10 protein-coding genes are annotated in these 14,422 nt (G+C 38.1%); 4 read left to right on the forward strand and 6 right to left on the reverse strand.

Features of this window, described 5'->3' with window-relative positions; all coding sequences use genetic code 11:
* Nucleotides 1-29 precede the first annotated feature (29 nt).
* Nucleotides 30-1,349 carry a radical SAM family heme chaperone HemW gene (hemW, locus tag HXT25_RS07005; RefSeq protein ID WP_009994119.1) on the reverse strand — a complete coding sequence of 440 codons (1,320 nt, stop codon included), beginning with the start codon at nucleotides 1,347-1,349 and terminating at the stop codon, nucleotides 30-32.
* Nucleotides 1,346-3,226: a translation elongation factor 4 gene (gene lepA, locus HXT25_RS07010; RefSeq protein ID WP_009994121.1), complete on the reverse strand. Its 1,881-nt coding sequence runs from the start codon at nucleotides 3,224-3,226 to the stop codon at nucleotides 1,346-1,348. Before lepA ends, hemW begins: the two co-directional genes overlap by 4 nt.
* 255 nt (nucleotides 3,227-3,481) lie before the next feature.
* Here lepA and rpsT point away from each other — a divergent pair, with 255 nt between their 5' ends.
* Entirely contained in the window at nucleotides 3,482-3,742 is a 261-nt protein-coding gene (rpsT, locus tag HXT25_RS07015; protein WP_004113577.1) for a 30S ribosomal protein S20, read from the forward strand.
* Between the two features lie 144 nt (nucleotides 3,743-3,886).
* Here rpsT and HXT25_RS07020 read toward each other — a convergent pair whose 3' ends face one another.
* The 3 genes from HXT25_RS07020 to HXT25_RS07030 form a co-directional block, all read right to left on the reverse strand.
* Complete coding sequence (locus tag HXT25_RS07020; RefSeq protein WP_004114987.1) at nucleotides 3,887-4,615, reverse strand: GntR family transcriptional regulator; 729 nt, start codon at nucleotides 4,613-4,615, stop codon at nucleotides 3,887-3,889.
* 300 nt (nucleotides 4,616-4,915) lie between these two features.
* A complete protein-coding gene (locus tag HXT25_RS07025; protein WP_004113572.1) occupies nucleotides 4,916-6,301 on the reverse strand; it encodes a PTS ascorbate transporter subunit IIC in 1,386 nt (461 codons plus the stop codon).
* A gap of 391 nt (nucleotides 6,302-6,692) precedes the next feature.
* The gene (locus HXT25_RS07030) at nucleotides 6,693-7,886 is read right to left on the reverse strand and encodes an SLC13 family permease (RefSeq protein WP_004113569.1); all 1,194 of its coding nucleotides are present in this window, start codon (nucleotides 7,884-7,886) and stop codon (nucleotides 6,693-6,695) included.
* Nucleotides 7,887-8,163: 277 nt separating this feature from the next.
* Between HXT25_RS07030 and HXT25_RS07035 the strand changes: the two genes are divergently transcribed.
* The gene (locus HXT25_RS07035) at nucleotides 8,164-9,867 is read left to right on the forward strand and encodes an acetolactate synthase large subunit (protein ID WP_422118829.1); all 1,704 of its coding nucleotides are present in this window, start codon (nucleotides 8,164-8,166) and stop codon (nucleotides 9,865-9,867) included.
* 161 nt (nucleotides 9,868-10,028) lie between these two features.
* On the opposite strand, the gene HXT25_RS07040 is transcribed toward HXT25_RS07035, so the two are convergent.
* Nucleotides 10,029-10,985, reverse strand: a complete 957-nt coding sequence (locus HXT25_RS07040; RefSeq protein ID WP_004114979.1) for an ROK family protein — start codon at nucleotides 10,983-10,985, stop codon at nucleotides 10,029-10,031.
* Nucleotides 10,986-11,262: 277 nt separating this feature from the next.
* Between HXT25_RS07040 and HXT25_RS07045 the strand changes: the two genes are divergently transcribed.
* Complete coding sequence (locus HXT25_RS07045; RefSeq protein ID WP_004114978.1) at nucleotides 11,263-12,402, forward strand: ROK family protein; 1,140 nt, start codon at nucleotides 11,263-11,265, stop codon at nucleotides 12,400-12,402.
* Nucleotides 12,403-12,468: 66 nt separating this feature from the next.
* Entirely contained in the window at nucleotides 12,469-14,412 is a 1,944-nt protein-coding gene (locus HXT25_RS07050) for a beta-N-acetylhexosaminidase (protein WP_004138157.1), read from the forward strand.
* The last annotated feature ends 10 nt before the right edge of the window (nucleotides 14,413-14,422 follow it).

A 14,422-nucleotide genomic window follows, 5' to 3' on the forward strand; every position in this document is an offset into this window, starting at 1 on the left:
CATTGAATTTTCACACAATACGAATCATTTTAACGCATAACTAAGCCATTTTGGCACGCGTCAACAATTTTTTCGATTAATAAATCGTTTAATAAACGCCCTTTTCGAGTGGCAGCAATACGATTTTTGTTCAACACTGCCAAATCTTCTTTACACACTTCGATTAGCACTTTTTGCAAATAAGAATCGTCAAATTCGCAATTTGCTTTACGCATCTTTGTACACAATTCATCAATACTAAGACCTTCCCTAATGCGCAACCCAAGCATTACCTCTTCTATCAACGCATCCTCGCTATTTATACACTCGTAGTTTTGCCAAGGCACGTTTCCTGCATTAATCGCATGCGCCCAACGTTTTGGATGCAAAATATCCCAAGATCTAAGATTGTAAAACTTGCTTGAATCCGCCAAAAGAGCACAATCATCCATGCTTTGCTTGCTAATGCCGCTAACAGAATTGTAGTGAGAATGAGCCCCTGGGCCAATTCCTGCCCAATCAATGTTCTTCCAATATCCAAGATTATGTTGAGACTCAAAACCAGTGCGCGCCCAATTAGAAATCTCATACCACTCTAGGCCCGCAGAATTAAAAAGCTCGTCTGCAACTTCGTATTTCGCGGCTTCATCATCGTCATCTGGCGCGTGAATTGTGCCAGCAGCAATTTGGCGACCCATTTTTGTGCGCGGCTCTACTGTTAGCGCATACGCGGAAACGTGGTTAACGCCCAGGCTCAAAGCCATTTCTACCGACTTTCGCCAATCGTCTAGACTCTCCCCTGGAGCTCCATAAATCAAATCAACACTCGAACGCAAACCACAAGCATCCGCTGTTTTAACTCCGCGCTCTACGTTTTCTGGAGTATGCGTGCGGTCAAGCGTTTTTAACACATGTGGCACAGCCGATTGCATTCCGAAAGATATTCGCGTAAATCCACCTTCTGCAAGCGTCTCAATATAAGACTCGTCTGCAGTGTCTGGATTTGCTTCCGTAGTTATTTCCGCGCCAGGCATAATGCCCCACAAGTTACGTATTTCTTGCAAAATTCGCACTAAATCTTGCGCTTTAAGAACGGTCGGAGTGCCGCCGCCAAAGAAAACAGATTGCGCTTTAGGCTCGAAAATCCCGTGAAATTCCTGCCACTTTTTTACAAGACGCATCTCTAGAATCGCAACATCCGCGTACCCTTCACGACTCGCACCTTCGCCCAAATCACGAGCAGTATACGTATTAAAATCGCAATAACCGCAGCGACGCAAGCAAAACGGCACGTGCACGTAAACTTCAAAAGGCATGCTTTTAGTTTGCATAGCTGATTTATTTAATTCAGCATCCAACTCTAAACTCATCCTTCAGACTTTTGCGCTGCACGAATCTTATCTTTAGTGTCTCTATCGTTTGCGCCATCATCCGTAGCCAAAGCCGCAACAAACGCTTCTTGAGGAACTTCAACGTGTCCAAGCATCTTCATGCGCTTCTTACCAGCCTTTTGCTTTTCAAGAAGCTTGCGCTTACGAGTAATATCGCCGCCGTAGCATTTAGCGAGCACGTCTTTTCTAAGCGCACTAATCGTTTCGCGCGCAATAATACGCGAGCCAATTGCAGCCTGAATTGGAATCTCAAACTGTTGGCGAGGAATAAGTCCGCGAAGTTTCTTCGTCATCATAACGCCGTAAGAATAAGCCTTATCGCGATGCACGATGGCGCTAAAAGCGTCAACCTTATCTCCCTGAATAAGAATATCTACCTTAACAAGATCTGCAGCTTGCTCGCCATCTTCGTGGTAGTCAAGAGAAGCGTAGCCCTTTGTGCGGCTTTTAAGCTGATCGAAGAAGTCAAAAACGATTTCTGCAAGAGGAATCCTGTAGTGCATTTCCACGCGATCGGCACTAATGTATTCCATTGTGCCCATTTCCCCACGATGATCTTGGCACAAGTCCATAATAGCGCCAATAAAATCTTTTGGAGCAATAATGTCGGCAGCAACCATTGGCTCAATAATGCGCTTGATTTTGCCTTCTGGGAACTCGCTAGGATTAGTCACATGATGCTCGGTACCGTCTTCGCTAGTAACGTCGTAAGTTACGTTTGGAGCAGTTGAAATAAGATCTAATCCAAATTCTCGGCTTAAGCGCTCGGAAACAATCTCCATGTGCAAAAGACCTAAGAATCCACAACGGAAACCAAATCCCAACGCAACCGACGTTTCTGGCTCGTAAATAAGAGCAGCATCGTTAAGTTTTAGCTTATCGAGAGCATCTCTTAGCTCTGGGAATTGCGCGTTATCTATTGGGAATAAGCCAGCGTAAACCATAGGCTTAGGGTCTCTGTAGCCTTCCAAAGGCTCAGATGCGGGATTTACAGCGCTAGTAATAGTGTCGCCAACTTTAGATTGACTCACGTCTTTTGCGCCTGTAATTACGTAGCCGACTTCTCCAGCTCCAAGCGCCTTGGTTGGAGCCATATCTGGGCTAATAACGCCGATTTCAATAGGATCATGCGTCATGCCAATGCCCATCATATGCAATTTTTCACGCGATTTAAGCTCGCCATCAACCATACGAATATATGTGACGATTCCGCGATACGAATCGTAGACTGAGTCAAAAATAAGCGCACGAGCAGCGCCATTAGGATTTCCACTAGGAGCTGGCACTTCCAGCACGATTTGGTCGAGAAGATCTTTTACACCTTCGCCAGTTTTCCCAGAAACACGCAAAACTTCATTAGGCTTGCAACCAATTAATCCAGCTATTTCTTCCGCATGCTTGTCTGGCTCCGCACTAGGCAAATCGATTTTGTTTAATACAGGAATAATCGTTAAATCATGTTCGATTGCCATATAAAGGTTAGAAAGCGTCTGCGCTTCAATACCTTGAGTGGCATCCACAAGCAAAACCGCACCCTCGCATGCTGCAAGCGCACGCGAAACTTCGTAAGTAAAATCAACGTGACCAGGAGTATCAATCATGCCAAGCGAGTACTCTTTACCGTCAAAAGTCCACGGCACGCGAACAGCCTGCGATTTAATAGTGATTCCGCGCTCTTGCTCAATATCCATGCGATCCAAGAAACGGTCTCGCATCTCACGTTCTGGCACAATTCCAGAAAGCTGCAAAATGCGATCCGCTACAGTAGACTTGCCGTGATCTATATGCGCAATAATGCAGAAGTTGCGTATCAACGATTGATCCGTAAATCCTGGCTGGTTATGCGGTGTAATCAAAGCAAATATCTCCTTTTAAGACACAATGAATATATAGTATAATGTGCATCAAGCACTGTAACTCATTAATGGTAGCAACTTGACTACCCTAGTCCAAGAAGATAAGAACAGCAAGTTATGCACTTAATTACATTTAATGCATGCAGTAAGCATTATGGTGATTAATATTCGTGAAAATTAGTGGTTTTATCCAAGAATCATGCTATGCTTACCCTTTGTATGTCCTTGATATAGCAAACGTCGTTTGGAGTAATAGTGGCAAACATTAAGTCGCAGAAAAAGCGCGTGCTCACCAATGAGAAGGCACACAAGCGTAACGTGGCAGTGAAGTCTGCTTTGAAGACTGCTATCCGCGCTACTCGTGAAGCCATCGCTGCTGGTGACAAGGCTGCAGCTGAAGCTGCATTCGCAGTGGCTGCTAAGAAGCTTGACAAGGCTGCAGGTCGTGGTGTGATTCATAAGAATCAGGCTGCAAACCGTAAGTCTGGTCTTGCTTTGGCAATCAACGCTCTTTAAAATAGTCGCATTAGATTGCGATCTTAATTAGAGTTTGAAAAATCTCCGTTATCATTTGTTTACATTTGGTAACGGAGATTTTCTGTATACTAGAACATTTTTATATAGAAAAACAAGAATCGTTCAAGAATAAATAAAGTAATATCAAACAGTAATATGCATTTTGAATTGAATATCACAATACTTTGGTGTATAAACAGCAGCACCAAAGGCTATTATTGAACCAAAAGAGTCCTTAACAATGGATTCAACTGCAAGAGATGGAGTTTTATCTTCAACCTGTAAAACTTTTGCCATGGTTCCACATAGTTGCTCAACATGAACAGACAAATCATTTTCACAAAGCTTTACAGCGTAATCGCTTTCTAGAAACTCTGCTAAAGATTTTTTCGTAAAATCATGAGTCAAAACTTTTGGAAATCTTGAAGCTTCAAGATAAACTACACTGTAATTAGACAAAACGTCATCAACGTACTTTAATCGTTTAACACAAATCAGATCAATTGACTCATCTAAACCAAGCTTATAAGCAGCAGATTCATCTTTAACTACATCATTTTGAATAACTTTGATTCGTATATGTTCTTTGCTTTCAGAATAATTCTGGTAAAAGCCTTGAACCTGGTCTGATATAACTTCACGGTTAACACTGTGAATAACATCTCTTGCTCTAAAAGTTCCTTTGCCTTGTATTCTTACAAGCAGACCTTCCAATATCAGATTATCAACTGCATGTCTAAGAGTAATTCGGCTAACGTTGTATTGCTTACACAATTCTACTTCTGGAGGAAGTTGTTCGTCTGGCTCCATTAAGTCAATGCGTTTCCTAAGATTGTCTCGCACGGCAATATATTTAGGTACACCTTCGGTCACAATCCACTCTCCAAATAGTAATTTTCTTTTAAAAGCTATTAAAAAAAAAATCTTAAAAAATGAAGCTTTTAAGAAAATTTTTACAAATTTGCTTTCAAAACACACAACAGTTACATAGTATCAGTATATTATGCCAATATACGATTAAGGCGTGCCTATACTACAAAAGGCTACAATCTTAAATTATTGATTAAAGTTGCTATTTAATCGCAAATTCAAGATCATAACCTTTTAGACTTATCGTTTCTATTTTTAATTGTGATTTAAGTTTAATTTCTACAATAACTCTTCACAATTGTATTAGTTTTCAATTGCATATTTGACTTTACTATTTTCTCTGCGCGTCAACAATATTGAAGACGCGTAGAAAAGAACATAAGATATTACAACTGCAATAATACTTACGATTTTGCCTCCTGCAACATTCGTGTAACCAAGAAAAACTCCAGTTACACCAAAATCAGCGTCTGAATAAGTGGAGTTTGCAGAACCAAGGTTACCCAAAACAGGCAAAAGAAGTAACGGCAAGAATGTAATAACAATACCATTAACAAAACCGCCTACAACGCAGCCTCTTCTACCAGCTTGGCCGTTACTAAATACGCCAGTAACACCACCAGCCATAAAGTGAGCAACAATTCCTGGAATAACAACTGTTGTGCCAGCCAAAGCCATAATAACCATTCCAACAATTCCGCCAGCAAAGCTTGCCAAGAATCCAATAAGAACAGCGTTTGGAGCAAAACCAAAAGTCATAGGAGCATCCAATGCTGGTTTAGCGTTTTTAACGAGTTTTTCGGATATTCCCTTAAATGCTGGAACAATCTCATCTAAAACAACCTGTACGCCTGCAAGAATAATGAAAACGCCTGCAGAGAACATTGCAGCCTTAAGAATAACAAACACAATAAAGTTTTGCCCATTAGATAAATGCGATTCAATATATTGCGGCCCCGCAAAAAGTGCTACAACAGCGTAGATAATTGCCATTGAAAGTGCAATGAGAACAGTTGTATCTTTTAAGAATCCAAGAGCAGCTGGGAACTTAATATCTTCAGTAGACTTAGACGGATGCTTTTTAGAAGCTGTAAGTTTTGCAATCAAAGTTCCAATAAGAACTCCACTACTCGTAGGATGTCCAAGTGCAACATCATCTTTGCCGGAGGCAGTGCGCATAAATGACTGAACCAATGCTGGAGAAATCGTAATAAGTAGACCTTGAGCGAATGATCCGAGAATAATAACGGTTAGAGTATTAAAACCTGCGACATTGAAGATTACTGCGAGCATACTTGCCATATAGAATGCAACGTGACCAGTTAAGTAAATGAACTTAAATCTAGATGTTATTGATAAAACAATGTTAACAATCATTCCAAAGAAGAAGATTAATGCTGCTTCTGATCCATACTTCATAAGAACTGTACCGATTATAGCTTCATTATTTGGTACTACGCCTTGAACATGGAACGCATATTGGAACATGCTCCCAAAAGGATTTAGTGCTTCAGTGACTACTCCAGATCCGGCTGCCAATACTAAGAAACCAATCATTGTACGAATAGAGCCTTGTACTATGTCGGAAATCTTTTTGCCTTGTACTGCAAGACCAATTAGAGAAATCATTGCAACTATTACAGATGGTTGTCTAAAAACATCTAGCAGTATAGACAGAACACCGTTCATAGTTCTCTCCTTATATATTTTTATTAATATGTGAGCTGATTTTGGCATGCATAATTTACAAAATTACAAGAGAGAAAATGTAATTAATGCCAAAAGTCTTTTGCCCAAACTTAACTTAGTGCAAGAAGCCATAATAATGGATAAGCCAAGACATAAATTTGTTATAATGTTATATTCAATTTTTGATGATTTTCGTATATATTTTAAATAAAATGAAAATTATTAAGCATAATTGCGATTTAATAGAAAATAATACAACAAAATCGCAAATAATCTGAAATTTACTAGCATTTCATTGCAGAATAACGTAAAAATATGTGAAAATAATCACAATAATTGCAATAAAAGACACACCCACAATGCAAAAATCACGCAAAAAGCCAGAAAAACACTACTCAATAATCCAAGCTAAACCAATCAAAACAGCCAAGAAAAGAAGATTCACAATTGTGTACATAAGCAAATAGCGACCCTTATTATGAGGATACTTATGCGTAATACTCTTGTATGAAATCAAAGATGCCATAGACGCAATAAGCGTTCCCATACCGCCAAGATTAGTACCAATAATAAGCATCTTCCACTGGTCGCAGAAGCCTGAAAGTAAGATAGTAGTTGGAACATTACTAATCATTTGACTAGAAACAACCGAAACTTCCATAGGATGAGAGCCAACCCACATTTGTGCAATCTCGGTAAATCCTGGGACCCTACGCATGTTTCCAATAAAAATAAAGAACATTATAAATGTAAGAGGCAAAGCCCAGTCTAGAGCGCGGAACACATGCGAATCGCAAATAATAAAGGCAATAACAACTGCCAAAACCATAATCCAGTCTGGAATCCAGCCAGCTACTCCACACAAGCACAAAACAAATAAAAGACTATAAACAATAACTCGCCATTGAGTAAAACCAACACCGTAACCCATAACGCGAATCTCATCTGGTTTAGGTGATTTAGAGTGCGGAGCCAAGACACTTTGTTCAATGTCATCTCCATGCAAGCCCTCAAATTGATCGACTTTTCTAGAGCTAAAGAACACAAACGCAAACGCAATCATAAGAATCGCAGCAGTAAGCGTGTACGGAGCCATAATGGAAAGAAATCCACCAGTAGACATTCTAGTAAGCGCTTTAAGATACAAATTGTGCGCATTGCCAATAGGAGTTAGCATACTTCCAACGTTTGCACCAATCGTCATTAAAGTCACAACAAGAATTGCGTGCTTTTCTGCATTCGCCATCATCAAAACAGAAATCGCAAAAGGAACAAAAGTTACAAGTGCAACATCATTAGTTATAAGCATCGCTGAGAAAAACGTTAGAGACATAAGAACCAGAACTAATCCGCGCTCAGTCCTAACTCTTCTAAGAAGATTCGCGCCAATGCTTCTAAAAACGCCTATTCGTTGGAATCCGCAAACAACCATCATTAAGCAAACAAGTTGAGAAATAGTGTTTACGTGAATGTAGCTAAAATATTGCGCATCTGGTGGAACGAAAAAGCAAGAAATAACAGCTAAAACGGCGGCCACAATAAGGATGGTTTCACACTTGACCAAATTCAGAAGCCAGCGCCTCATCGTTCCTCCGTGACAAAAATACACAACTCGTTCAATTGTATAAGAAACCCAATCCAAAGGGGCAAAAATTCCCGACAAAATCGTTGAAATAACAAGGCATATTGTCTTAAAAGAGCTTTAGTTTTGCCACAAAGCGAATAGGCAAAAATCCGCCCATTTTTATGACACGCGCAAAATGGGCGCATGTCGTAGAAGACTATATTATAAATGGAAAAGAAGTCTTGAAGTTTAAGCTTAAAGGCTGAAACAACTTAAAGCAAAAGCGAGAAGCGCAATTATGGCAAACGAAGAATTGCAGAAAACAAAACAAAACAATCATAAAAGAAACACAGCAGATTTGGTTGTAGAATGCCTTGTAAATGAAGGCGTTGAAGTTGTTTTTGGAATCCCAGGCGAAGAAAATATTCCGCTTTTAGAAGCAATTGAACGAAATGGAAACATACGCTTTGTGCTTACTCGCCACGAGCAAGGCGCAGGTTTTATGGCCGCAACTTATGCTCATATTACTGGAAAGCCAGGCGTGTGCTTAGCAACGCTTGGACCTGGAGCATTAAATCTTACTCTTCCAGTGGCTCAGGCAAACGCAAGCACGACCCCGCTTGTTGCAATATGCGCTCAAGGAAACGTATCTCGTCTTTATAAAGAATCTCACCAAATCATTGATTTGGTGTCATTGTTCCAACCGATCACTCAGTGGTCTTCGATGATGTTAGCTCCAAGCACTGCTCCAGAAATGGTTCGTAAAGCTTTCTCAATCGCTCAAAGAAAGCGTCCAGGAGCAACCTGCCTTGTAATCCCAGAAGACATTAGCGAAATGAGCGTTCCAGAAAACGCAAAGCCACTTCCACTTCCAAGACCTCTGCACATCCTTCCCGCTCCAGATACTATTGACGAAGCTGCTAAAATCATTAGCCAAGCAAAAACGCCGATTATTCTTGCAGGAAACGGAGTTGCACGAAGCCATGCTCAAGATCAGCTACGCGCTTTTGCAGAACAGCTTAATGTTCCAGTTGCAACAACATTTGAAGGCAAAGGCGTGTTCCCAGATAATCACCCTAATGCTCTTGGCGTAGTCGGATTCATGCATAGGGATTATGAGAATTTTGCTTTCGATACAGCAGATTTGATTATTGCTGTTGGATTCTCTATACAACAGTTTGACCCTAAGAAGATTAATCCAAATATTGACAAGACTATTATTCACATAAACACATTTGTTGAAGACACAGACGCACACTACCCTACTGCCCTAAACATTATGGCAGATATTGGTCAGACTCTTAAAACTCTTACAAATGTTCTTAAGGATAGAAACATTACTTTTGATGTAACTCACCCAAAGATTCGTCAAATGATTACAGACGAGCTACGTTCGTTTGAAAACGATAACAGTATTCCTATGAAACCACAGCGTGTTGTATACGACACTAGGCGCGCTGTTCCAGAAGGAACCAAGGTTCTTGTAGATACGGGCGCTTTAAAAATGTGGATGGCAAGGCTTTACCCAACAATGCATCCAAATACGTGCATTATAGACAACAGCCTTTCTACAATGGCTTGGACTTTGCCTGGAGCTGTTATTAAAGATAATAGTGGAAAAATCAACACAAAGCCTGTTCTTGCTGTTATGGGCGACGGCAGCTTTATGATGAATGTTCAAGAGATTGAAACCGCTGTTCGCGTGGGTTCTAGAATGGTTGTTCTAGTTTGGGAAGACAACGCTTACGGATTGATTAAGTGGAAGATGGACTTACACGCTGGAGAACACGAATACGTTGATTTTACTAATCCAAATGTTCCAAAATTGGCAGAAAGCTTTGGAGCTAGAGGCCATGTCGTACAAAAGCCAGAAGACTTATACAACATGCTTAAAGAAGCTTTGGAACAAGAAAGCGGCGTTGACGTTATAGCTTGCCCAGTGGATTATAGCGAAAACATGAAGCTTATTGAAAAGCTTGGAGACATTGATTTTGGCAACTAGGTTGATTGTGACAACTATAGTGCTAATTGCATAAGAAGAATCTCCGCACTTGCATTAATTCAGTTATCATCTGCCAATTTAAAGATAGTTAAAGGTAGTTTTCTGAAGAATAAATGCAATGCGGAGATTTTTATAATACTTTTACAACACGGTTTAAATATTTAATTTTCCTCCTTTGCTTTATCATCGTAGCGTCTGCCAATAAGAGCTGCTCCTAACGCACCAAAGAACACTTCTTGATTTGCAATCACTACACGATCGGGTATTTTTAGTGAGGACAAAAATGACGATTTTTGTTCAAGTCTACAAATGTATTCTTTTACGCCTTTTAATAAAATTGCTCCTGTTTTACTCACTCCTCCACCAATAACAATAATCTCTGGATCAAAAGTAACTGTAATAATCTGTAGTGCACTAACTAAGGTGGAAATGAACTTATTCCATACTTTTTCAGCTTCTTTATTTTTAGCAGAAACATTGCGCAGCAAAGACGCGATAGGATACTCATTCTTTGCTGGCCAAAGTTTAGATAAACCAGTTCCAGAGATTATTGTTTCTACACATCCACGCTGTCCACATGGGCAATCCCTACCCTGCGTATCAGCAACTATATGACCTATTTCTCCAGCCACACCAGTGGAGCCGTGGAAAATAGAGCCATTAATGATAATTCCCGCAGAAACTCCAGTACCTAAATTCAAAAACACTAAACTACTAGAATCAGAACCATAATAATTATATGCACCGAATGCTGCAGCATTAACATCATTATCTATTACAGAATTCAATCCAAAACGTTTACGTATTTCAGTCTTAAAATCTATACTATGAGATCCCAAATTTACTGATTCAGATACTTGCCCAGTATGTTGATTAACTAAACCAGGCACACCAATTCCTATAGTGAATTTAGTATCATTGCCATATTTTAGGATAATTTGATTAATCACTTCAGAAATAAGCTTGCACACTTCATCGACAATCTCTACTTCACCTTGCTTGGTAGAAACTTGAGAATGCGCAATCAGTTCATTATTAGTATTGAAAGCTGCACATAATACTTTTGTTCCACCTACATCTACCCCTATGCTTATATGCGACGGTGTGCTGTGCGTCATAATAAACTCCTTAGAAAAATACTTCTGCTTTGAAGTTGAACCCTATTAAACCAATTAAGTACAATTATTGCACTAAAAGATAAAAATGCAAGACTATCTAATATATTTAATAAAAACATTGAAAAATAAAGGAATCTATAGTTCCAATATTTCATATATAAAAAATAAAATTAGAAAATATTTTACAAAAACATGTTTTAGTATATATTCCAAACTATATATTTATCTGATAGAATATCATGTATAAAACAATGGGCATTAAAAGTGGAACGACGACATGAGCATAAAAACAATAGCGAAGCCAATGATTAATCAATTAATGACAGTGTCTCAAAAAACCATACCTGCCGACGCAAGAATAAATAACAGAATGCTAATATTCAACTATTTATTCCCAAAACAAATACTTTCTAGAGCTATGCTCGTAAGAAAAACAAAATTATCAAAAGCATCTATTTCAACCGTCGTGTACGAAATGCTTGAAGACCACATATTAGTAGAAAGTGGTCAAGAGTCAAAAATAGAAAGAGGTAAAAAAGGTACACTACTCGAAGTAGACGCAAACTATTGGAACATTATAACTATAGATCTTTCACAACCTTGTCTCATACAAGGCGCTGTTGTTAATCTGTGCGGAGATATATTAAAAAGATCGGAAATATCGTTATATAAAAGCACAGATGCGAACTGTGAAAAAATCATAGAAGTTTGCAAAACTCTAATAAATAATTCAAATAATCACATACTAGGAATAGGAATTGCTGTACCTGGGATCGTAGACGATGAAGGAAGAGTAGTTCGCTCATCGAATCTTCAGTGGGAAAATATAAACATTAAAGAAGAGTTGATTAAGCATTTTAATTGTCCAATTATCGTTGATCATGACACGAATAGCGCATTACTAGCCGAAAGATTCTTCGGCAACGGCGTACCAAATACAATATTTATACAGTTATCGTTAGGTGTTGGCGCATCAATATTAATAAATGATGCTATTATCACTGGAATAAATAATTCTGCAGGAGAAATTGGTCATATTACAGTAGATCCGCAAGGACCAGATTGTTCATGCGGCAAAAAAGGATGTTTAGAAACATATATTTCCGCGGAAACACTGCATAGAAAAATGTTTACATCAAATAGAAAACCAGAAGATATATTAGCAGAGGCAGGTAATTATTTAGGAAAAGCTCTCACAACAACAATTAATCTTTTAGACCTAACAGACGTGGTAATTTATGGACCATCCGACATTGTAAATAAGGTATTTATAAGCTCTACAGAAAAAGCAATACAAGAATATGGTCCATACAGTCCAAAACATCCTTGTACAGTAAGAAGATGCACTTGCAACAATGACATAACTCTTATAGGAGAATGTATATCAGTAATTCAAAATAGAATCATGAATCTCTAAGATATAAAAAGCAAAGAAGCAATCAACAAAAAATTAATGTAAAAACTAGTAGCAAAGAAGCACAAAATGAAAATCGACAATTCAAATACCGAAATAATACCTTCACCACAAAACATATCAATATACGCAAAAGATACTATTACGCTTCCACAATCAAGTCATATTAGTTTCATAAATATTAAACCAGACTTAAGAATAACTACAGCAGCAAAACAGCTATGTGAAGATTTGAAAAACAATCACAATTGCAACTGGAGCATTAGCTACTCAGAAGGATATAAAAGCGCTATATCGGCAGCTATTAACAAAAATCTACGTATTCAAGAATATAAAATTTCATCTAAAATCTCGACCAATCAAACACTTATAAACATAGAAGCTGGAAGCATAGCAAGTATATGCTTTGCAATACAAACTATAAGACAACTAATTATGCAATATGGTCTAATACTGCCATCATTACAAATTCAAGACTTTCCAGAAATACCTGTAAGAGCATATTCTTATGATGTTTCAAGAGGAAGAGTGCCAAAACTTTCATGGTTAAAAACTTTAGTAGACCAGTTAAGTCTATACAAATATAATCAACTTCAACTATACGTAGAACATGTTATCGATTTAGATGACACAATTGAATCCTGGATTGGACATTCACCATTAACTTGTAGTGAGATTATCGATCTAGATGAATACTGCTATGCAAGAGGAATAGAACTCGTTCCAACACTTGCAACTTTTGGACACATGTATGAAATACTAAGAAGTAACTCATATAAACAGCTTGGTGAATTCCCAGAACAATCAGAAAGACCCTTCAGTTTTGTTGAAAGAATGATGCATCATACTCTAAATCCCACTAATCCTAACACTATACCGTTTATATCTAAAAGGATTAAAGATTATGCATCACTATTTAAATCTAATAAGTTTAATATTGGCGCCGATGAGACCTTTGACCTTGGATGCGGTGAAAGTAAAAATGTTGCTGAAAAAATAGGAGTGGCAAATCTTTATTTGTCCTATATTAAAAAGCTATGTGAAAAATTACACGAATTAGATTTGCAGCCAATAATGTATGCTGATATTGCAATAAAACACCCAGAGTTATTAGCTGATATTCCAAAAAATGTTATTTTTGCAAATTGGGATTACTCGGCAAACGTGAATGAAAACAATATAAAACTAATAAAAAGTCAGAATCGCGATCAATACGTATGCCCTGGCACACAATCTTGGAATAGGCTTATACCAGATTTTGACTCTGCTATAAGTAACATATCCAAAACATGTGAATATGGGCACAAAAATCATGTATTAGGATTTTTGTTAACTGATTGGGGAGATTATGGACATATAAACGATCCAATACTCTCACTTCCGTATGTAATAATATCATCGGAATATGCTTGGAAATCTAATAATATTGCAAAAAAAGATTTAATAAACAAGGTAAGTAATGTATTTGCTAACAGAACAAACTCAAACTTACTTAACATTATTAAACAAGCGTCTCATGCACAAGCATTCAGCTGGTCTGACGCTGTACAATTCAAAGAACTTGAATACAATAACGAAAATATAGCAAACGAGGATGTACTATTTTCATTAGGATATCCAAAAAACACTTCCCTAGAACAAGCAAGAAGACGATTCTTAAATGAAAGAGAAGCACAAATATTAAATGCTAAAGAATATAATCGCACTCTATCAGAATGCTCAAAGAGCATCTACGATATAAATGCTTGCAGCGAAAATATAAACTGTGAAAATATAAACAAAGATTTTATAAGCACTAGCATTTTAAACATTCAAGGTCAACAACTGCTCAACCAATTAGGGTTGTACATACTAAACCAGAGATTTACTCTAGCTGAAGCAAAATCTTTTAAAACAAATTTGAACGAATGGTTCACACAATATCAAAATCGTTGGGAATCAATAGGTAAAACGGCAGACCTGTACAGGATACGAGAAGTATTGGATTGGTATATAAAAATACTAGGGATGTGAGAAAAGTATA

It is taken from the genome of Gardnerella sp. DNF00476 (assembly GCF_049262735.1).
Classification (GTDB): domain Bacteria; phylum Actinomycetota; class Actinomycetes; order Actinomycetales; family Bifidobacteriaceae; genus Bifidobacterium; species Bifidobacterium vaginale.

Excerpts from the sequence above, each read along its gene's own strand:
- hemW (WP_009994119.1), bottom strand. The coding sequence starts at position 1,349 with ATGAGTTTAGAGTTGGATGCTGAATTAAATAAATCAGCTATGCAAACT.
- HXT25_RS07025 (WP_004113572.1), bottom strand. The coding sequence starts at position 6,301 with ATGAACGGTGTTCTGTCTATACTGCTAGATGTTTTTAGACAACCATCT.
- HXT25_RS07030 (WP_004113569.1), bottom strand. The coding sequence starts at position 7,886 with ATGAGGCGCTGGCTTCTGAATTTGGTCAAGTGTGAAACCATCCTTATT.
- HXT25_RS07035 (WP_422118829.1), top strand. The coding sequence starts at position 8,164 with ATGGCAAACGAAGAATTGCAGAAAACAAAACAAAACAATCATAAAAGA.
- HXT25_RS07040 (WP_004114979.1), bottom strand. The coding sequence starts at position 10,985 with ATGACGCACAGCACACCGTCGCATATAAGCATAGGGGTAGATGTAGGT.
- HXT25_RS07045 (WP_004114978.1), top strand. The coding sequence starts at position 11,263 with ATGAGCATAAAAACAATAGCGAAGCCAATGATTAATCAATTAATGACA.
- HXT25_RS07050 (WP_004138157.1), top strand. The coding sequence starts at position 12,469 with ATGAAAATCGACAATTCAAATACCGAAATAATACCTTCACCACAAAAC.